Origin of the sequence: Bacillus sp. FSL K6-2944 (genome assembly GCF_038005385.1) — a bacterium.
GTDB lineage: Bacteria > Bacillota > Bacilli > Bacillales > Bacillaceae_G > Bacillus_A > Bacillus_A cereus.
In genome coordinates, this window is record NZ_JBBOTE010000004.1 from 60130 (window position 1) to 82258 (window position 22129).

Sequence of the window (22129 nt, forward strand, 5' to 3'; positions counted from 1 at the left end):
GTTAGAAGATGTATTTACATTAAAAAAGTTTGGCCGGATACTCATCTAATTCACTATATAAAAATGTTCTAATATCATTTAATTCTCTTTTTGTAGGAACAGGTGATATTTGAATTACCGGTATTTTTATTTTTTCAAATGGTATAGTAGTGATAATAAAGTCTATATTAAGTTTTTGAATATCTAATGTTTGGATATCCAATATTTCTTCTTGAACAATTGATAATGTGTTTCCAAATGAATGATGTAATATTCCTTGTATATATCTTTTCCATAAAATGCTATCTCCTAAGTAGAGTAATGCTTTTTTGGGAGATAATTTTGTTAATTGAAACATTGCTTCTAGTTGTAGTGTCATAGCAATTATATCTGCTTCATGAGCATACGGTATTAGCTTATATTGTTGTATCCACTTTGTATAAATGTTTTTCACTTTACAAAATGTTACATAGTGATTATTTTTTACTTTTTTATGAAATGTAGATGTTTGGAAAACACTTGTAGTAACAAACTGATATTTGTATGAAATTTGTCTTATATATTGTAATAGTTGAAATACAAATTCTTGATCATGTTTTAATGTAATTTTAAATTCATATTCTAAATTGGATATTAAATTATGTATATGTTGATAATGAGCAATATTTTTATTATAAAAATGTTGTAGAATATGTTTTTTATTAGTTTTTATATTCGAGTAGGAAAATAAGCAACAATTAATTGCAACAGTGATGAATATCTGATCCATTTCAGTTAATTTAATACCGCATAGGGTATGAGAAATTGTTTTAATTTTTCTATAGAAGGGGGAATCGATTACATGTGTTATATGATTTGATGATATATTTATTTTATGACCTTGTTTTTTTCTTTGTAAAGTAATTGCTAATAAATAAACTAATTTTTGTTTATATGTAGGATAAAATTGAATGTTTAACTTCTCTTCTAAATTTAGAAGAAATTGTATAATTTCGTTTTTATAGAGCAATGGATAATCTTCTAATTTATAAGTTGTATAATATAATTCGTAAAACATATATATAATATGAATTTCATTTCCTACAATACGTAAGGGTTTTTTATGTAATTGTAATTCAAATTGATTTAGATATTTTTCTACATTTTGAAGATGTATAGATAAAGAAGAAACCTGCATATATAATACTTCTGCTAAGTTGGCAACGGTATGAATTTTTCCTTGTAATAAATAATCTAAGATTTGAAAAGTTAAATCGTTTTGTTTAAAGAACAAATAGATGTCGGTGCTAGAAGAATGAGGTGGTTTATATAAAAGTACACCTTTTCCTTTTTCAATTTGGATTTTCCATTCCAAAGGTAAGTAGTCTTGTAAATATATCAAATCTCTTCGAACGGTTTTTACCGAACAATTTAAATGGCTGGATATTTCTTCAAGAGTGCGCCATTCTTTGTCTTGTAATAACAAAGTAATGAGTTCTTGTTGTCGATTATGTATAAACATGTGATAAATCCATTGTTAATAATGGATTTCCTCCTTTCATATTTTATGATTAAAGTTGGACGCTAGTTCTATTTAAATTAATCTTTAAGCTAAGGAGTGTTTATTTCCTTGTTTAAGGCGTTATGTGACAATGTAAGCTAACTGGTTATTACTGTTAAATGTAATTGTATAGGGAATATATATGAGTTTAAAAGTAATAAAGCTTTTAATTCTGAATATCTTTTTATAGCCTATTTCATAATACTTAGAGGAGTATAAAAAAGTTTTATAGATTGAATACTTAATAATATGTAAAAAGGGTATAAATTTATTGCCAGCTATTAAATTACTAATGTAATGACTTAAATTTTATATTGTTTTAGTATACAAAAAAGAAATAAAATTGAGTAGATTAAAAAAGGTATTTGTTATGGGCATTATTGTATGCTATAAATATTTTATTTTCATTTATATTAAAAGATTATCCTAAATAGGATAATCTTTTAATATAAATGAAAATGTTTTATTGATATTTCTTGGTTATAATCAAGATAGTAAGGTGAGCTATTAAGTGTGTATAATACGTCGAATTAGTTATTATTTAACATTTTTATAGATAATTTGAAGTGGGAGATTTCTATGATTAAGAGGAATAGCTTTGCCTTATATTCTAACTTAATCTAAAATTGTGACTAAAACATGTCATTAATCGTTGCGGCTGGCTTTCTATTTTTGAATATATTGATAATCTGTATACATTCGATATTGATTGATATTGTGTTTTTAACGATTTTTGTAGCAAACTTATGTAAATCATCGGTACGGATATCTGTATCTTGTTTTTTTGAAAAAATTATTGTTGTATTTAACTATAATTTGATATTTCTGTTGTGAATTTTTAATACAGTTAGATTGTAAGAGCGGGGGAGTTTATAACATACTTTTACTTGAACAGTTTTTTATTAAAGTGTATTTAATTTTCAGTCGGAATATTTTTTTGTTTTGAAAGTTAGATGAATGTCACTAGTAGAATTTATAGTTGTTGAAAAATGGAAATCAAAGGTTTTTATGTAATAAGTAAAGTTTTTACGCTATATTGCATGGGATTAATACATGAGTAATTTAATGTATTAAAGATTATGTGTATGTAAAGAGGGATTTTGAGAATAGAGCCAGGAAACAATTGTTTGATACATGTTGTTGTAAATTCTATATATTGTGAATTGTAAGAATAATTATTCAATACAGTATACATTGGGATATTGGTTAGTTTTATCTCAATATATTTGGATGTGAAATTTTGTGATGGTTTTATTGATTTTTTAATATTTGTTTATTCTATAAATAATAAAATTAATTCCTTACTCTATATTTTATCTTTTTTTTTTTTTGTGTCAATAACCAAATTGATAATATGTTTGATATGTTTATATATATTTTTGTTTTATATGTTTTATATGTTTTAAGGGGGGAGGGAACATTTGGTATAACAAGGTTTTAAGACATTAAAGATAACAAAAATGGTTCTAAAGATAACAAAAATGGTTCTAAAGGTAACAAAAATGGTTCCTTAAAGATAACAAAAATGGTTTTAAAGGTAACAAAAATGGTTCTAAAGGTAACAAAAATGGTTCTAAAGATAACAAAAATGGTTCTAAAGGTAACAAAAATGGTTCTAAAGATAACAAAAATGGTTCTAAAGGTAACAAAAATGTCCCTAAAAAAGACAAAAATAGTATCTTTAGTTTATAGGAAGGAGTTAAAAAATTCTTTTATATGCTTTATAATTTGTGTATACATTTATATTTTTTGACGTTTAAACCAAATTTATAGCGTGAAGGATGTGTTCAATAGGGAGGAGAGTGTGGATATGTTACAAAAGCAAAGGGTGCAAATAAAAGAACATAATATTGTGTCAAAATCAAATGTATTAATTGAAGCAAGTTCTCGTTTGAATTTAATAGAGCAGAAAATATTGCTTTGTTTAGCAAGTAATATTGAACCCACAGATCGAGATTTTAAAATATATACTTTTCCTATAAAACAATTTCATGAATTATTAGGTTTAAATGGTGCTACGAAGTATACTGAATTGAGTGGAATTACAAAAGATTTATTATCTAAAGTTATTGAAATTCGTACAAAAGAGGGCTTGATGCAGCTCTCTTGGGTTTCTTCAGTAATTTATAATAAAAATAGAGGTACGATTGATATTCGCTTTGATCCATTGTTAAAACCATTTTTGTTAGAACTAAGTAGTCAGTTCACTAGCTATCGTTTAGGAAATGTTATGAATTTAAAAAGTACGTATTCTATACGGATTTATGAATTATTAAAACAATATGAAGATTTAAAGGAACGAATTATTTATTTAGAAGATTTAAGATACTATTTAGACGCACTTAATATATATCCAAAGTATGCAAATTTTAAGCAACGAGTTTTAAATGTATCTCAGCAAGAATTAAAACGAAAAACAGATATATTTTTTGAGTTTGAAGAAATTAAATCAGGAAGAAAGGTACAGAAAATTAAATTTATAATTAAGAGTAAAAAAAATAAAAATGGAACATTAGGAGATAATTGGGAAGAGATTAAATACGTAGATACTTTTGAAAGAGAAATTAAAAGCTTTGAAGAAAGGTGCAAGCAAAAAGTATATCCAGCAGTTTTCGATAAATGGAGAAAGTATCCGAAAGAGGTTCTAGATATAATTGAATGCATACGCTTCCGTACAGATATAAAAATGCCAATTGCTTATGTGGAAAGCGGATTGAATAATTTATTGGAGAAAAAGCAAAAAGATATTTTTGAAAATTCAGAAAAAATAGAAGAACTTAATAAATCGGATGTTATTGAATCAATAGTACTTCAAGTAGTAGAAAAATATTCTAATACAACAGGTACAGTAGCAACATTTTTAGTTAAAGAGGCTTTTATTCATATAGCATTGGAATATATTTCTTTAGAAAAAGCGGAGGACGTTTGGAAGAGTAAGGAGGAAGCAGTGATGCAAATGATTTATCGAAGTATTCAAAAAAATAGAACGAAAAAATATTAAAAGCATCTAATGCTATGTATTAACAAATATAGAGGAGAGTATCTATGACAGATTCGTATTTACATCACCAAAAAATTTTATTAGAAATTTCGCAAAAAATGTATAAAATAGAATCGTTTCTGTTGAGAAATTTAGATGAGCTAAACAAAGAAAGGATTAAAGGGGTTCAAGTAGAATTAAAACAAATCGAAACAATGTTAATATTTTTATTAGAAAGTAATATATATGCAGAATTAATGATGCAATTATTAATTCACATGAAGAATATTAATATAATTCTGAAAAAAAATAAATAGAGAATAGTGTATTATAAATTTACCGAAAGACTTCTCCTTCCTCAAATGTATGGGACACCATATCAACGATAGGTGGGAGAGGGATTTTGATCGGATATAATAAAAAGTATCTTTGGTTTATTTCGCCTTTGATTTTAGGTGTTTTCATACTGTATTATAATTTTTCATCGTTTGCTGCAGATAAAGCCTGAGTATTCTGTTTGTCTCGAAAGAATGGAACAACTTGTAAAGTAGGATAAGAATGTTTTTATGCATAAGCCTAAAGGGGTGCTTATTTTTATTGACGTTTAACAATAGAAGGCGTGCATCAAACACTAGTAGTTTATTCTTGGGAAAGGTGTTGTGGACGACAGTTGAGGGGATTAGTATATAAGCTATAAGATTATGGGGAAAATTAACAAAAAAGATAAGTGTTTTTCTATCAACAGGCATAGTTATTATGGAGACAGAAAAGATAGGTCATTATCTAAAGATTGCTTTTGTAGATATATAGGAAGTTATAACGGTAGCTACCAATAGTAAAAAAATAAATTATACATTTATTAGTATGTACATGAAATAGGAACAAAAGACTCTTTGGAATAAAGGGGTTAGCTCGGCTGTCCTTGGACGAATTCGTTTACTAACAAAAAGTAACGACTAACCGAGAAAGCCCTTATTTCAAGCTAGCTCGTAATAGCTATAGTGGGGATAGTGTACTTGATGTTTGTACAAAAAAATATAAATAGCTTATTTAGGTTTATAGGCGTTAAGCGTTTTTCTAAAGAGACGGATACTTTGAATTAATAAATCTAATTCTTCTTTAGAAAGTTGTTGACCATCCAAAAAAAGTGGTTGGGGGGTCTCGGTTAGATGCAATGGATGAGTTGTATCATCGGAAACTAATAAAGTATTAATATTAATATTAATATTGTAAACCGTCGCTATCTTATCTAATAATTCCAATGATGGTTTATATATGCCACGTTCAATCTTAGATAAGTTACTATAATCGTAATCTATTTTTTGTGATAAACTTTGTAAAGTATCGCCGAATTGATTTCGAACCTCTTTAATTCGAGTACGCAATTAAAAACCCTCCTTAAAAATGTTTATAATTAAGATGTAAGTGCAATAAATTATTGTCGACTACGTGATTAATTTAAAACTAGTTAACGCTGTGAAGAATGGAACTCTTGATTTTTAATAGGGTGTTGCATATTAGGGTCGATTTGCCTTAATACGTATGTAAATATAACGCATCATTAAAAAAGATTACCATGGAAGTATTATATAGGGCAATATATAATTTTTATCATAATCTTAATCTTATATTATAATATTTTAGGAGTCTTCGATTCGAGCTAAAATCTTTGCAGAGTTTAATCTGTAATGTATGGTTTATTAAGGTGGAAACAGGTATTAATAATCAAATATAATTTACTATTTTAAAGGCCGGTTTTTAACTATATTAGTGAGATTAAAAGTATCTTATGTACTAGTATAGAAGGAGGATATATGAATGTAAATAAAATAAATAGTATATTCGCATAAATAAGTGTTGAAAAAAAATAGTAGTATACAAAATGAATTGGTTTAATATACAAAAAATGATTCGTACTTGTGAATGATAACTAGATAATAAATGAATACTTTTGGAATTGAAAAGGTTTAATAAACCAATTACCTTGAGAAAATTTAATTGGTTTATTAAAAAGAGGGATGGTATAAAGCAATATTTTTAAGCTATAAATAATTCTGTGTACCTCTTTATAGGATTTTTTGAAGTCGTCTTTAGAGCAGGGTCTGAAAGTACGGCTGGTTACCCAGTACTACTAAAACTATAGAATCTATAGTGATTTAATTATTTGTAGTTTTTTTGAGGTGTTTTGTTTTAATATTTTGGAAAAAACTGATACATTGTAAGTAGGATAAGTAATCATAGAAGAATGAAAATAGCCGTATCCCTCGTTGGCTATCATTTTGGCCACTCCATTGGATAGCGGAAGCTATCTTACTTGTTCGGCAGACATAATTTGTTACTTCACTACATGTATATTTAGTTTGTAATGGAACCATATCGAAATGGGGGGAAACGAATGATGATGAATAAAGCCTATACGTTTCGTATCTATCTAAATCAAACACAAGCGATTCTAATCCCTATGGAATTCTGCATATGAAGAAACAGAAAAAGGTTTGACTACGGTACGTGCTCTGCCAACGTAAAAAGATCGTTTTGTGTGTGGAATAACCAAAACGATTTATTTGACTACACACATTTCAATCTCATTTATTGTAAATGGGAAGTCCACACGTTTAAAAGTATGTGCCTGATAACCAATACATATAATCGCAATTTCGACTTGTTGAAGCATAAGTTAAGTACATGTCGTATCACAAAGGAATTTGGTAAAGGAATCGCTCAAATTTCTGCCACGATTCCTATAATAGAAAAACAGGAACAAACATTTTAGGAGTAGAATTAGGCCTCAAAGCGCCTGTAGTAGCTATTACAAATGATGGTACAGTTCGTTTGTTTGGAAACGGAAAAACAAATACATGAAACGTAAGTTTTGTAGTGTTCGTAAGAAGCGAAGAAGCTGAATGATCTGCGACAACTTGATGATACGAGATACGGCACAAAAGTGGGTGTAAGACCATAAAATGATTCGTGAAATCGTTGATTTTGCAACGAATCATACTACTTCTGTCATTCAATTAGAACAACTAACGAGCATCAGACAGTACGAACAAGCCGTAAAAACGAAAATAATCTACATACTTGTTCATTCTATTGTCTTGCGCAATTTATTGCATACAAAGCGAAAGTAGTTGGTATAAAGGCTGAATATGTGGATCCTTCTTATACAAGTCAAACATGTCCAAAATGCAGGAAAAAGAACAAGGAACGAGATAGAAAATACACGTGTCCATATGGATTTGAGAAACACCGCGATATCGTTTGGGGGATGATACTCCCTCATTTTGAAAATTGTTCGAAACAGAAATGGACTGCGCACGTTTGGTCATTTAAGAACCCCATCTGTTACACCGGAAGGTGTAGGACTTGCGGCTTTAGCCGCGGGAGTGTCAAAAACGTATTTATGCATTGTTGAACTTTTCACTAGAACTATAGTCAAGGTCCTCCTACCCTTTATTACCGTAGAATTATGGGGAGATTCTGTGAAAAAAAGCGAACGATTAAATTGGTGTTTGTAGGTTCCATTTCAAATAGGTGTAAGATTATAGAATGGGAGAGGTCTTGTTATTGTTTATCCTGCACACTGAATTTTTGAACTTTCGAAGTAACTTTAACTTTGATAGGAACCTGTGTGAAATATTCGTCCCAGTTCTGCTTGTGTTTCTCCCATATTGGATATTGTTGGGTTCTTGCTACACGAGAAAAATCTCCGATATCTGTGTGTAATTCTTTTTGCATCTTAAAAATGAGGGCCTGGACTTTATTTTTTACGTGAGTGTTTATTTTCTTTTCTAGCGACTTTAAAAATTTTAAGTCGAATTGTTGGTAAGTTGTCCAATTCTCTACTAACTTTCCTCGTAATTTTAAATCTAAATAAAATGATAATTGATTATGATGTAGTTGAGAAGAAATATTGACGTTGACGTTATCCACTTGATATATGATAGGTGATCCATGATAATTGATATAAAGGGGCAACCCACTTTTATACTTAGCACCTGTTAATAAAGTAACCGTCTGTGTTTCAGTCGGAGTAAGCCAACCTATTAATTGTTGTTTTTCACCAGAAATAACAGCACTTCCGATTAAAGTGTTTTTACGATTTGATACATTGATTCTTGGGATTAAAAAACTGGAGTGATTCAGCATTCTTTTAGAAAATTCACCTAGTGTAATTATAGCTGGAGTATTTAGAGAATCATGCGCTTGTTGGATTAATGTAGCGAGAGAAACTGCTGGAGTAGATATATCAGAATTTCTATTTTCTAATATTTTTTCGGAAGAAGACTGCGTAAATACCATATATGCAGTTCGGTTAAATTCATTATTTTTTAAAAAGGCATCTAATATTTTTGTGAAATCTTTGGATTTTCCTAATTCTTCATTCATAAGGATTGTATGGACATGTGTGAAATTCAATAATTTATTGGAATAATAAGTTGCTCTATGCAGTGCGGCTACTATTGTTGGGCCGATTTGAGAAACATTTAAATACTTAGCGCTGGTTTTATCTGAAGATGGTTGAGCTACTTGTAAAATAAGTCGGATATTTTTGGCCTCTCTATATTCAATAGCTACTCCATCAACGAATCCCAAAGACAAAATTTCGTGGCTGTCCCAGCAGCCCGTAAAAAGAAAACAAATGCTACATACACACCATAATTGTTTTAATTTTAATGACATAAATATCGTCTCCGTACAAATGAAATTAAGAGTAATATACAAGGTAATACTACACTACATATAATGCCCATTTTACTAATCCAATTTCCTAGTAATAGAGTTTCATTTAAATTTTTAGGAATACAAGCCAGAATGTATGCAATCACCATTAGGACATATAAAGAAATATTTTTTTGATTTTTAATTAAGTAACAACAACCTAAATGAGCAATAAAGTGCCCTATAACATAGGTAGTAAATAATTGAATAATCCAAATAACGAAAAATATAAGTTCTAAGTGCCAAGCCTGGATTCGTTGGGCAAACTCCATGGTAGGCCATGTTAGTACTTTTAATTCCTCGATAGATAAAGTTCCCACGAGAACAAAGCTATGAAGTGTGTATAATAATAAAGTAATACCAACTCCTAGAAAAACAGCTTTTCCACTTTGCTTGGGTTTATCCATAAAAGATGCAAAAATCAGAATGGTTTCATAGCCGAAATAAGAGAAGAAAGTTAAAGGTACGCTATGAATAACTGGTGAAATACCATCGCCTAGTATAGGGTGTAAATACTGCCATTGAAAACTAATAAACCCACTAGCTAAAATGATAAGAATTACGAAAATTGTGAGAGGGAAAAATAATTGAAAGAATCTTACCATAGGTTGTATCCCGCTGTGCAGTAAATAGGAGCCAACAAGAATAGGAAGGCACATGACAATGAATAGAGGGGTACGATTTAATAAGAATTGTTGAGCGAACTCGCCTAATATTCGAATTTGATAAGCGGCTACCATAGTATACCATATTATGTATATAATTCCTATACATATACCTATCGGTTTTCCAAGTAAGAGTTGTACAAATTGAAAAAAGGTTTGTCGAGGATAGTGTTGAGCTAATTTGGCACAACACTGTCCACAAACTAAACTGACGAGTCCACCTAGAAAAAATGATATCCATACATCAGGTGTTTGCATATTTTGAGCAATGCTACGGGAATTGACAATAAAACCATCTGCAATTAAAGCTGTTGAGATGGCAATTGTTACTTGAGATGTAGAAATTTTTTTTTTGGTCATTTGATTCATGTTACACCTTTCTTTCTTTTTTTTAAGTTGATACGCTTACGATTTTTGGTTTTAAAAATAGAATTTCGAAATATATTCCATTGTATTGGGAGACGAATGAAAGTATCTTTCCAGTCTTGAGATTGATAATGAACAAAATACCCTAAATAATTCACTCCAAAATTTTGCAATTTTACAAGATGGGCACATAAGAAAAGAAATGCAAAGATAATGCCATATAGCCCGAAAATGGCAGCACTTATAATGAATAAAAACCGTAATAGTCGAATAGAAAGCCCCAATCCATATTGAGGAATAGCAAAGGAACATAATGTCGTTAGGGCAATTATAACCACTGTAACCGGACTGACAAGCCCAGCTTCTACAGCGGATTGTCCAATAACAAGTCCACCAACAATGCCTACTGCTTGCCCGCTGGATCTAGGTAACCTAATTCCGGCCTCTCCTAGACATTCAATCGTAAACGCCATTAAAAATGTTTCTATAAATGTTGAGAAAGGAACACCACCTCTACTAGATTGAATAAAGATAATCAATTGCCATGGAATAAGCCCTGGATGAAAAGAAATAAAAGTGATGTATAAGCCTGGTAGTAGTAGTGCCAATAAACAACAAAATAAGCGTAATAGGCGGAAGGTTGTTCCAATCCACCATCTTTCTGTATCGTCTTCAGGAGTATGTAATAATAATGCTAAGGTAATGGGAGTTAGTAAAACAAATGGTGATCCATCTAAAATAATAGCAACTTGTCCTTTTAGTAGACCCTGTATAACTCGATCAGGTCTCTCAGTCTGTATCATTTGAGGGAATGGTGAATATGAGTTATTGCTAAGAAGTTGTTCTAAACAACTATTGTCTAAAATATCATCTATATCGATAGCACAAATTCTTTCAGTTATTGCAGTTACGAATTTTTTGTTTGTAAGATGATCTAAATAAACTACTGCTACATCGCGTTGTGTTTGCACACCTATTGTTGATTTTTGTATAGATAAATGAGCTGATTTAAAGTTACGTCTTAACATAGATACATTGATAGACAGTATTTCTACAAAACTTTCTTTTGAGCCGTGTATGCTACTTTCAGTTGTTGGCTCAGAAATCGCTCGATTCATTATTTTAGAAGTATCTAAGATAAAAGCGATGTTCATATTTTCTAACAATAATACACAGGAACCAGCGAAAAGATGAGAAACGATAGTATCTAATTCAGAAAAAATTTGGATATCGCATAATTCAATACGGTTTGTAACAGTCGATACAGTGATATTAGCGTTTTTAGATTTTTGTTTTATTGAACGTTGTAATAATGGACGCAAGATATAATCTTGCAGCATTTGTACATCTGTTATTGTTTTTAAGTAAATCAAAACAGCGTGCCGTGAGAAATCTGGAATATCAAATTCCCGATATATAATATCAAAGTTAGATGATAATCGATATTGTAGGTTTTCAAAATTGAGACTTAAATTACAAGATAATGTGGATGGTCGTTCCATAAAATCATTCTTCCTTTTTTTGTAAATTAATTTGCAATATGTTTAGATGTAAATTAGTATGTGATTTATTTGGAGTTGTATACCATTTTTTGTGAGTTGTAATGGTTGTTAAAAACCAATTCATTGAAAAATATCATATGTACCTTAGCGGTTTTAATCTTTGATTATAGTCCTTTCCGAACGAGAAAGCCTATCGCTTTTAGACACGGGATGAAAGGGAGGTTGGATATAGAGTGCTACTAAAAACTGGAAGGTTTGTAGCACTTTAAATATCCGAAATCTGGGTATTTTTTGTTGTAGTTTTTATTAAACGGATACAATATACTCATGATGCATGATTATAGAAGAACGTTTTATAGAATCGGTTCAAGAGGTATGTAACGAGCTGGATGTTGTAATAGTCGCAATGAAATATGACACACCATGTTCACTTGTTTTTTTGCATACACTACCGATACGTAGCCCTGCTGGTACAATGGTGAAAAGCAAAGGAGTGATTTCTAAAAAAGTCAGAGAGGCATTTCCTCATCTTCAGCATTTACTAAGTCTGTGGACACGTTTGTGTGTGGAATAGCCAAAACGATTCATTTGACTACACCCGCATTTCAATCTCATTCATGGTAAATGGAAAGTTAAATCGTTTCAAGGTTCATACCGTAGTAACCGACATATATAATCGTAATTTTGATTTGTTGAAGCACAAGTTAGGCACACTTCATATCACGTAGAAATCTGCTAAATGGATCGTTTAAATATCTATACGGTCCCTAGAATGAAAAAAAAGGAAAAGCTTTAAGTGAAAGTAGTGGATAGCATTGCGATGTAATTGTCTGTTCGCAACTTTTCGGATTTTTATACAAGACTTTGCAAAAAAAACAAAACAACTCTAAGAAGAACAAGGTATCATCTGATACCATAAAGCAAACAAATGAAAACATTGCTGTTGTAGGAAACAAAATAAAGTTGCCGAAACGAGGCTTATTCGCTTTGCCAAAAGTCGTGAAGTAAAGGGACTTACATGCTACAGGTAGACGGAATTCTTTTGGTAGGTGCTTTGTGTCATTATGAATTGAAACAGAAGTACAAGAACTTCCGAAGATACAATCTTACATCGGAATGGATGTGAGATGAAAAGATTTTGCCATTTTGTCAGATAGAACAACCTATAAAAATCCGAAGTTTTTTCGGTCATGAGAAGAGAAATTGGTGAAAATGCTATATTCTTTCTAGAAGAATAAAAGGATCTACTCGCTGGCATAAACAGCGAGTACAAGTAGCTAGCATTCACGAATACATGACGAACATTAGAAAAGATTAATGGGACAAAGTCTTAGCTGAAATTATCAAAAATCACGATGTGATTGGTATAGAGGGTTGCAAGTATTGAATATATTGCGGAAGCATACGTTAGCAAAAGCAAGTAGGTAGGTATTGTGGTCACGATTCAGAACTATGCTCGAATACAGAGCATAGTGGTACGGCAAACAAGTTATTGTCGTATCGAAAACATTTACTGCCAGCCAATGATGTTCTTGTTGAGGATATCAAAACAAGGAGGTTAAAAATGTAAACATAGTTAAATGGGACTGCGAAACTAGCCTAATAAATTAGAGCTTGTTAGAACTCCTTACTTAGGAATCCCCCTCTTCTAAAAGAAGTGAAAGTGGGGGGATTTCAAACAACTAAAATAAATAATATGTGCTTAGTCAGTATGATTAATTAAGAAATTGTTTTTATCTAGTACCATATACATTTTATTATCTTGCATATTAAGTAGGTAGAAACCCAATTTTTTTATAAAGTGTTATAGCACGGGTGTTAAGAGGTAAAACGTACAAATAAACTTCAGACATATTTAATCTTTCAAAAGCATATTTACAAGTTAAGATAGTAGCTTGTGTGCCAAATCCTTTTCTCTGAGCAGGGATATGTCCAATCATTAACCTTCCAAAATTTGCAGAATGTTTTTTGTATCAATATTATATAGGGCAGTCGTTCCGATTACTGGTTTAAAATGTTCATGTTCTTGTACCATGAACATTTGATCGGCTTCTTTTTTACATAATCAATAAACCATTTTTTTGTTGTTTAGTTATCGTATCGGTATTAATAAAATACTGTTTAATATTGTTTTGATTTCTCCACATTCGTATCATTTCTATATCAGCTTCTTTAATGTTTCGAATTGATAATTTTTCATTCTTGGAATAATATATCATTTCATCACTTACTGCTCTACATATTTAATAACTTGCTCACACACATAATCCACATCATTTTTTGATAAATGAAGATGTAAAGGTAAAGAAATTACGTGTTCAGATATTTCATGAGCACGTGGGCAAGTATCTTTTCCATAAGCATACATTGGGTACTGGGTATTATCTCTATAATGTACACCAGGATATATATCGGCCTGATTCAATGCTAATAATAATTCATTTCTATTTTTAGCTTGAATTATATAGGTATGATAAGAAGATTCACACCCGTTAGGCTGTGGAATAATCATTATTTTAGAAGTGTAAGGACTTAATCGTTCATCGTACCACTGTGCCAGTTGTCTACGATAAGCGTTATCGCGATCTAAATATTTTAATTGTACTAATCCGATAGCTGCAATAATAGAATTTCCATGGTATTTATAGCCAACATGCTCTACATCATACATCCATTTATAAGCACCTTTTTTTTCAACTCGTTCATAAGTGGTCTTGTCAATACCCATCCATGTTAATTTTCTACATAATTTATCATAATCATTGTTTTGAAAACAAATCATTCCAGAATCAGCTGTGGGCAGGTTTTTTACGGCTTGAAATGAATATACAACGACATCAGCTTCTTTCCCGGGGATTTCTCCCATTAAACGCGTTCCAGCCATATGAGCTGCATCAACAATGAGAAGTAAATTATACTTTTTACATATTTCTACAATCTGTTGATATTGGCCGGTGTTTCCTCCAATTCCAACATACATAATTGCTCGTGTTTTTTTTGTAATCTTATTTTCAACATCTTGTGGATTCAGACAAAGGTATTGATCCACATCTGCAAAAATGACTTTTAAATTTTCATATTTAATGGCATGGTTTGTAGATATAAATGTTAGAGGTGTAGAAATAATTTCATCATCATCGTCCCATTTGTGGTACATTTTTAAAACTTTGACAGCTAGATGAAGTCCCGCGGTAGCTGAATTAACAAAATGAGAATTAGGAAACCCTGTGTATTTATTCCATTCTTGTTCAAATTCTACGGTTTTATAACCTAAACCGGTCCATCCCTTTTCTAAACATTGTTGAATTTCTTGTAAACATTCAGAAATTTCGAATTTCGGAACGAATAATTGAATAGCCATGAATATCCCCCTTATGTACAAAATTAATACATAGCACATTATTACAAATATGATAGAAAAAGTTTGTCTCATAACTGCCATTTAAAATTAAAATTGATGGTATAAATAAAGCACAACCACATACCTTAGAATACATAGGGGCTGGATTTAGTAAGTTCTATGAAAAGAGAAAGGAGAATGTTATGGGGCAAAAAAATAAAGGGCTATCATTAGAAAGTAATATTAATCAATCTAATGAAATTTATCAACAAAAAAGTCGTGCATTAATTACCAAAAGACCTACACCTATACAAGTGTTAAAAAGCAAAGGGAGGCATATTGTATCAGGTTTGTACGTGAAAAAAAGCACTGTAGACTATGAGGGTGTATACAATGGATATGCTGTGGCTTTTGAGGCGAAATCAACAATGAATTCTAGTAGTTTTCCATTGAAAAATATTCGCGAGCATCAAGTTTTATATTTAGAACAAGCGGAAAAAATGGGAGCAGTGTGTTTTTTTTTATTAGAATTTCGTACATTAAATATAGTGTATTTAATGTCTTTTCATCGGGTGAATGAATATATAAAAAATGCTTACCAAGGTGGCCGGAAATCAATTCCGTTAGATGATTGTAATTTATATGGATATCAAGTACACAATCAAAAGGAAATTCCATTGGATTATTTACCATATATAGATAAAATAATTAATAATAAAAAATGCGAATAGATATCTATCTAATATTGAGATAGATTCATTATGTCTTTTTTTTTAATTACAGTTGGTATATATAACCAAAAAAGTTTTGGCATTTTGGTATATATATATTATATAAGATAAAAATAAACATAATTTTTCAGAATATAGCATACATATATATTGCAACCTGTGTGCATCACTGTATAAATTATGCTGCAGGTTGCAGGGGGACTTGCATTTATAATGGTGAGATATGATGTATAAATTGAGTTGGATTATTTGTCTGATTCCATGTCGAAATGATATTTATTTATAAAAATAAAAGAATTTATAACTTAATATGATTGCTCAGACATTGAAATGATGTATTTATGAACCTATCGCATGTATGTTTGGTTTGTAATAGAATCATATTTGGGGTGAAACGAATGATGATGAATAAAACCTATACGTTTTGTATCTATCCAAATCAAATGCGAACGCCTCTAATCAATAAAATGATTGGCTGTTCTCATTTTGTATGCAATCATTTCCTATCCATATGGAATCATGCATACAAAGAACCAGGAAGAAAGTGTTTGGCTAAAAGAAGTGGATTGTATTACGATGTAGTCGTCTGTTCGCAACCTTGCGTATACACGCTTATAAAAAAATAAAATTGTACCCCACGTTTCAAAGCTAAGAAGAACAAGGTACAATTTTATACCGTAAAATAAACAAATGAAAACATTGTCGTTGTAGGAAACAAAATGAAATTATCAAAAAAAGGTCTTGTTTGATTTGCCAAAACCCGCGAAAAAAGGATGTATTATACATGCTACAGTTAGATAGAAACCTTTTGGAAGATACTGTGTATCATTGTGATTTGAAACAGAAGTGCAAAACTTCCGAAGACATAATCTTACATTGGAATGGATGTTTGATGAAAAGATTTCACCATTTTGTCAGATTGAACAACCTATAAAAAATCCGAAAAGAAGTTAGCGAAAGCGCAGCGTGTTCTTTCTAGAAGAATAAAAAGATCTTCTAGCTGGCATAAACAGCGAATAAAAGTAGCTAGAGCTAGCATTCATGAATACATGACCTATGCTAGAAAAAATTACTAGTCTCAACTGAGATCATCAAAATCCACGATGTGATCGGTATAGAGGATTTACAAGTTCAATCTAAAGGATGAATCGATAAGGATTCTAACAGCAAGAGTTACGGAGCTAGCTTAATAAACTAGAGCTCTTTACTTAGGGATTCTCCTTGTTTACACGAAGTGAAAGTGGGGTAGTTCAAATCATGAAAAAACCTATTGTTTGAAAATAAAAAAAGACATAATAAGGGACAACACTCAATAATGATGAATGTTGTCCTTTATTAGATGTCTCGGCTAGTATAGTACATGTTAGGTGTGCAGTATTATTTTTTCGTAAATTGTATCAGGATTATTTGTTCAAATTGATAAGGTGTTGATTCTCATTCTAAACAAATCAAATGAAAATAATACTAGCATATGAATGATTATAATATGCACTTTGTATTTGTGTAGATTATAATTTACTCTTTATAAATGTAAAATTATTTACGTTCTACTGCAGCCTTTCCCGAATGAGAAAGTCCATCGCCTTTAGGCATGGGATGAGAGTGAGTCGTGAAATCGTTGATTTTGCAACGAATCATACTATTTCTGTCATTTGATTAGAACAACTAACAAACAAGCCGTAAAACGAAAAAAACCTACAAGTTTGGTTATATTCTATCTTCTTGCGCAATTTATTGCGTACAAAACGAAAGTAGTTGGGAATACGTGACCCCTTTTTATATAAGTCAAACATGCACGAAAAAGAACAAACCACGAGATAGAAAATATAAGTGTCCATGCGAATCTGAGAAACACCGCGGTATCGTTGGGACGATGATACATCCTCATCTTGAAGGTTGTTGAAAAAAATTATATAAATCGAACGCCTTCAAGTCATTAAAGAAGGCGTCTTTGATTTTACATACTACACGTCCCCCCTACACTCTAGAAGAGAACATACAATCTTCCTTGACAATACAAAAGAATGAAAACATTGCTTTTGTGGGAAATAAACTAAAGTGGTCAAAACTAAATTTTATTTAATTTGTATTATGTATTACGGTTAGTTAACACAGAAGTGCAAGACCTGCCGAACATACACCCTCAGATTGGAGTGGACGTCGGGTTAACAGATTTGCGCTATTCTTCATGTTTAGTTATTTTCCTTTTATCAAACAGCCTTTTTGAACTGAATATATGGCTTCCCGCATGTTATTATAAAAACAAGCCAACAAAACCCTTCCCGGCACTGGGAAATCATGTAGTTGTCCTATCTATTCACAAAAATAACAGTCAGATTATTATTGAGAAAATAATCTGACTGTTATTTTTAATTAAAATGAAAACTTATTAGCTTCTCACAGAGAATTTCTCACTAAAAAATCTGAAGAGGAGAAATTAGTGTCAGTAGGTGTAAATTTATTGTTTTTGTAAAATTTTATATAATTATGTAACAGAGGGGCGAAGCTCTTACTTGATCCTGTCCCTTTTATTTATAAATATGGATTTAAATTATAATAAGGCGCTTGTCAAGAGGAAAATACATACATCTTAAATCTCAAATCATAATATAAAATAGAGGAGAAAGGAGTCGTCATGATAAAACTTACTGAATATGACTTAGCTTATATTTGTTACTACTCAGAAAAGGTAGCATTACCAGCTCTTGTAGCGGGTTATTCGCCTAGGCTAAGGTCCAACGACATAAAATTTTTACTCGAAGATTTACGTAAGAAGGAAGTCTTTGATTTTTATAAAAATACCTATGAAGAATTATTGGAAGAATAAGGTTTTTTCAACTATGCTAGTAATGTAAATTTACCAGCGGTTTTTGGCAAAGCGAACAGTAGATAAAAGAATTACACATTAACATAAAATATTTACAAAGTATTCTGGGGAAATGAAATAATTTGATTGCACAGCCAGATGGAAAGGGGATAGATTATCATAAATAATTAATCATTTGTAACTACTCAGCCACCTTTCGGTGTCTTTTTTAAATTTTACTAGTTTCATATGCCTCCCATTTGTAAATACTGAGTATATCAAACAGGGGAGGTGAATCTTATGGTCGATCGAAAAATTATTTTAGATACATATAAAAAAGGACCTGAAGCTGTTATTTCTTTATTTGAAGAAACATTTTCTAAGTTAGAAAAACGTATACAAGAACTAGAAAATGCTTCAAAAAAAAACTCCAAAAATAGTCATAAGCCACCTTCTACAGATGGTTTGGGTAAGCCCGTTACAAAAAGTTTGCGCAAACCGTCTCATCGTCAAACGGGTGGCCAGTTGGGCCACAAGGGACATACTCTTGGTTTGACAGCGACTCCAGATCATACGATTACACATTCTCCTACATATTGTACTTGTTGTCATACTTCCTTGAACCACGAGCCTGTAAAAGGGTATCGCATTCGCCAAGTGTATGACTTACCACCTATTCAGATCGAAGTGACAGAACATAAAGTAGAACAGAAAGAATGCCCACATTGCCATTCTATCCAAGAAGCCCAATTTCCTTCGACAGTATCTCGTCCTGTTCAATATGGTCCAAATATAAAAAGACTGATTCCCTATTTAACGCATTATCAATGCATTTCTTTGAAGCGAACAAAAGAATTCTTTCAGGATTGTTTTGGACATTCTATAAGCGAAGGAACCCTGGTAAATCATACACAGGCTTTCGCTTCTCAATTGCAGCCATTCATAAAAGAAGTAAAGGAAAAGATTCTGCAGTCTCCTGTTGTCCATTTTGATGAAACTGGTATGCGTGTAGAAAACAAAACACAATGGTTACATACTGCCAGTACACCGGAGGTGACATTGCAACATATTCATCAAAAACGTGGAAAAGAAGCAATGGATGCTGGAGAAATCTTGCCATCTTTTTCTGGAATTGCGATGCATGATGGTTGGAAATCGTATGATGCGTATACAGATTGTCGTCACGTTTTATGTAATGCCCATCTCTTACGAGATTTACAAGGAATTATAGATAGTACTGGAGAACAATGGGCACAACAGATGCAGAAATTTCTAACGCAAGCGTTGACGATGAAAAAGCAATCCGAAGGTACCATGCCAAAAGCGACGCAAAAGAATCTGTTTATTATGTATCAATCCATATTGAAAGAACAACAGATTCTTTCCACGAAACAAAAGAAGAAAGGAAAGCAGACGCCTTCTCAAAATTTATGGAATCGCTTCGTCAAGTATTCTGACAGAATTCTAGCGTTTTTAGAACATCCAGCCATTCCATTTGATAACAATCAAGCAGAACGGGATATTCGGATGACGAAAGTAAAACAGAAAGTGTCTGGGACTTTCCGAAGTAAGAAAGGCGCAGAATCTTTTTGTCAGATACGAAGCTTTATGAGTACCATGAAAAAACAAAAACAATCGGTCTTACAAGCGATAAACCAAGTCATAGAAACTAGAACGGTTCCTTGGAATAACACGACTTCATAAGAGAATTTCTCTATTTGGCATAGATTCTTTCTCTGATTGGAGTATTTTCTTTTCATGTTTTCGAATCGGAAACATGTATTTGGCCTGTTTTTTTATTTGAAGAAGCTGAGTAGTTACGAAAAAGGATTTTCGGTTAATAAGGGTGAGAAAGGAATACAGATCCTTGTTCCGAACCGAACAACAGCAAAGTTCAAAGATAAAACTGGAACTTGGAAGCCAGTTGCGAAAGCAAGTGAGGAAGAGAAAAAACAGATTGAATCTAAAAATGTAGAAGTCAAACCAGGTCGTTTATATTTCTCCGTCGGATATGTGTTTGATGTATCTCAGACGAACGCAAAAGCTGAAGATCTACCTCGTATCTTTCCAAACCGTTGGCTAGAAGGAAGTGTGCAAGATTATAGGAGTTTGTACAAAGGAATGGAAGCCATTGCTGAAAAAAACGGTGTGAAAATTATCGAGCCAAAACAAGAACTTGGGGTCGCAAAGGGGGTGAGCTACAGCTTAACGAAAGAGGTTGCCTTGAATCCGAGGAATAGTGAATTACAAAATGTAAAAACGCTTCTTCATGAATTAGCCCATGCCAAACTTCATACAGCAGAAACGCATATGAATTACTCAGCACCTGAAAAAGAGTTTCAAGCAGAGATGACAGCTTATACGGTTTCTTCCTATTTTGGAATGGATACAAGCGCGTATTCGTTAGGCTATTTAGCAGACTGGACGCAAGGAAAAGAGCTGAAAGATAAATCTAAATTATTAAAAGAAGTACATGAAACTTCTACTGAATTTATTGAAACGATTGAAAACACATTGGAAAAAGTGAAAGAACAAATACATGAAAAAGAGGTGGGAAGTATGGAAAATATAAAGGATATGGATCAATCTAGTGCATTAGAAAATTTAAAAGAAACACCCGCTCATTTGGTAACGATTGAGGTCTTGGATAAAGATATACAAGATGAGGAAGTGGCAAGAATACACATGATGGATGCAGTCACAAACGATATAAGTTATTTGTCAGTATGGAATGCAGATAAATCGAATCGTGAAGATTTGTATGTTTCGTTAATGGAGAAGTATGGTGAACGAGATAATGTATCCTTGGATGAAATTTTAAGACCAGATGTATATGAAAAAGTCCAAGATTCTATTTTTGATGGTAAAGGTAATCAATCATTTGTTGTAAATCAAAAGGATGCACAGATGAGCTTAGATGAACTTGTAAAAGATGAAAGATATGGCGTTTTAATCGATAAGGCAGAGGAGCAAAAGAATCCAGCGTTTAGTGAAAAAGAAGTGGAATTATATAAAGAAATGAAAAAAGAAGGATATGCACCGATTGGCTCTCTTGAAGAAAAATTAAACCCGCTTCCGCACACAGCTAAACATGTTACGGCTTCCATGGAAAAAGAATTAAGTGGAAAATATGAATCGTTTAAGCGAGCGCAATCTCATGAAACAGTAAACGATATTGATAGTATTATCCATCGTGTACAAATGGAAGAACGGTATTTTGCGACAAAACATGTAGCAATTGATAATGAACTCATCACACAAGAGTCTGTCACACAATTAGAACATAAAGTGCAAGAAAAGTTGAATAAAGAAGGAGTTACGGCTACAAAACAAACCGCATCTAAAGTAGTTGATCGAGAGAAACAATTTGAACCATTCTCGAATTTTACGCAGTTCCAAAATGTTACAAAGAAAAAGAAACAAGAAGTGGAACTAGAACGATAGATGGCTTAGTTAAACAATTGAATCAAGAAAGAATACCATCACTTATCGTTGGGA

12 protein-coding genes and 7 pseudogenes are annotated in these 22129 nt (G+C 31.7%); 12 read left to right on the forward strand and 7 right to left on the reverse strand.

Features of this window, described 5'->3' with window-relative positions:
• Positions 1–19 precede the first annotated feature (19 nt).
• Positions 20–1480 (reverse strand): BglG family transcription antiterminator, encoded by a 1461-nt coding sequence (locus tag MHH55_RS30670; protein WP_340882031.1) that lies wholly within the window; start codon positions 1478–1480, stop codon positions 20–22.
• Positions 1481–3329: 1849 nt separating this feature from the next.
• On the opposite strand from MHH55_RS30670, the gene MHH55_RS30675 reads away from it, so the two are divergent.
• Entirely contained in the window at positions 3330–4520 is a 1191-nt protein-coding gene (locus MHH55_RS30675) for a replication initiation protein (protein WP_078187411.1), read from the forward strand.
• 44 nt (positions 4521–4564) lie between these two features.
• A complete protein-coding gene (locus MHH55_RS30680; protein ID WP_078187410.1) occupies positions 4565–4816 on the forward strand; it encodes a hypothetical protein in 252 nt (83 codons plus the stop codon).
• Between the two features lie 729 nt (positions 4817–5545).
• Here the strand turns inward: MHH55_RS30680 and MHH55_RS30685 are convergent.
• Positions 5546–5884: a helix-turn-helix domain-containing protein gene (locus tag MHH55_RS30685; RefSeq protein ID WP_078187409.1), complete on the reverse strand. Its 339-nt coding sequence runs from the start codon at positions 5882–5884 to the stop codon at positions 5546–5548.
• A 1013-nt stretch (positions 5885–6897) separates the two neighbouring features.
• On the opposite strand from MHH55_RS30685, the pseudogene MHH55_RS30695 reads away from it, so the two are divergent.
• A pseudogene (locus tag MHH55_RS30695) lies at positions 6898–7914 on the forward strand (zinc ribbon domain-containing protein).
• Between the two features lie 149 nt (positions 7915–8063).
• On the opposite strand, the gene MHH55_RS30700 reads toward MHH55_RS30695, so the two are convergent.
• The 3 genes from MHH55_RS30700 to MHH55_RS30710 are packed head-to-tail and all read right to left on the reverse strand — an operon-like array spanning position 8064 to position 11754.
• Positions 8064–9182 carry a Ger(x)C family spore germination protein gene (locus MHH55_RS30700; protein ID WP_078187408.1) on the reverse strand — a complete coding sequence of 373 codons (1119 nt, stop codon included), beginning with the start codon at positions 9180–9182 and terminating at the stop codon, positions 8064–8066.
• Positions 9173–10246: a GerAB/ArcD/ProY family transporter gene (locus tag MHH55_RS30705; protein WP_176116641.1), complete on the reverse strand. Its 1074-nt coding sequence runs from the start codon at positions 10244–10246 to the stop codon at positions 9173–9175. The genes MHH55_RS30700 and MHH55_RS30705 overlap by 10 nt, the downstream gene beginning before the upstream one ends.
• Positions 10247–10251: 5 nt before the next feature.
• Complete coding sequence (locus MHH55_RS30710) at positions 10252–11754, reverse strand: spore germination protein (protein ID WP_078187406.1); 1503 nt, start codon at positions 11752–11754, stop codon at positions 10252–10254.
• Positions 11755–12094: 340 nt separating this feature from the next.
• Between MHH55_RS30710 and MHH55_RS30715 the strand changes: the two are divergent.
• The 3 pseudogenes from MHH55_RS30715 to MHH55_RS30725 all read left to right on the forward strand — a co-directional run.
• Positions 12095–12313: pseudogene (locus MHH55_RS30715) on the forward strand (IS200/IS605 family transposase); the annotation flags it as partial.
• Positions 12312–12479, forward strand: a pseudogene (locus tag MHH55_RS30720) (RNA-guided endonuclease TnpB family protein); the annotation flags it as partial. The pseudogenes MHH55_RS30715 and MHH55_RS30720, both read left to right, overlap by 2 nt.
• Before the next feature lie 71 nt (positions 12480–12550).
• A pseudogene (locus MHH55_RS30725) lies at positions 12551–13290 on the forward strand (RNA-guided endonuclease TnpB family protein); the annotation flags it as partial.
• A gap of 233 nt (positions 13291–13523) precedes the next feature.
• Here MHH55_RS30725 and MHH55_RS36530 read toward each other — a convergent pair.
• Together MHH55_RS36530 and MHH55_RS30730 are read right to left on the reverse strand one after the other, a co-directional pair.
• Complete coding sequence (locus tag MHH55_RS36530; RefSeq protein WP_078187404.1) at positions 13524–13694, reverse strand: GNAT family N-acetyltransferase; 171 nt, start codon at positions 13692–13694, stop codon at positions 13524–13526.
• A 287-nt stretch (positions 13695–13981) separates the two neighbouring features.
• A complete protein-coding gene (locus tag MHH55_RS30730; RefSeq protein WP_078187403.1) occupies positions 13982–15115 on the reverse strand; it encodes a DegT/DnrJ/EryC1/StrS family aminotransferase in 1134 nt (377 codons plus the stop codon).
• A 182-nt stretch (positions 15116–15297) separates the two neighbouring features.
• Here MHH55_RS30730 and MHH55_RS30735 point away from each other — a divergent pair, with 182 nt between their 5' ends.
• The 6 genes and pseudogenes from MHH55_RS30735 to MHH55_RS30760 form a co-directional block, all read left to right on the forward strand.
• Positions 15298–15825: a Holliday junction resolvase RecU gene (locus MHH55_RS30735; RefSeq protein ID WP_078187402.1), complete on the forward strand. Its 528-nt coding sequence runs from the start codon at positions 15298–15300 to the stop codon at positions 15823–15825.
• Positions 15826–16223: 398 nt separating this feature from the next.
• Positions 16224–16963 (forward strand): annotated as a pseudogene (locus MHH55_RS30740) (helix-turn-helix domain-containing protein); the annotation flags it as partial.
• A 461-nt stretch (positions 16964–17424) separates the two neighbouring features.
• A pseudogene (locus MHH55_RS30745) lies at positions 17425–17728 on the forward strand (zinc ribbon domain-containing protein); the annotation flags it as partial.
• 732 nt (positions 17729–18460) lie between these two features.
• A complete protein-coding gene (locus tag MHH55_RS30750; protein WP_078188096.1) occupies positions 18461–18652 on the forward strand; it encodes a hypothetical protein in 192 nt (63 codons plus the stop codon).
• A 279-nt stretch (positions 18653–18931) separates the two neighbouring features.
• The gene (gene tnpC, locus MHH55_RS30755) at positions 18932–20335 is read left to right on the forward strand and encodes an IS66 family transposase (protein ID WP_100910632.1); all 1404 of its coding nucleotides are present in this window, start codon (positions 18932–18934) and stop codon (positions 20333–20335) included.
• A gap of 117 nt (positions 20336–20452) precedes the next feature.
• Positions 20453–22075 (forward strand): annotated as a pseudogene (locus MHH55_RS30760) (ImmA/IrrE family metallo-endopeptidase); the annotation flags it as partial.
• Positions 22076–22129: the final 54 nt, after the last annotated feature.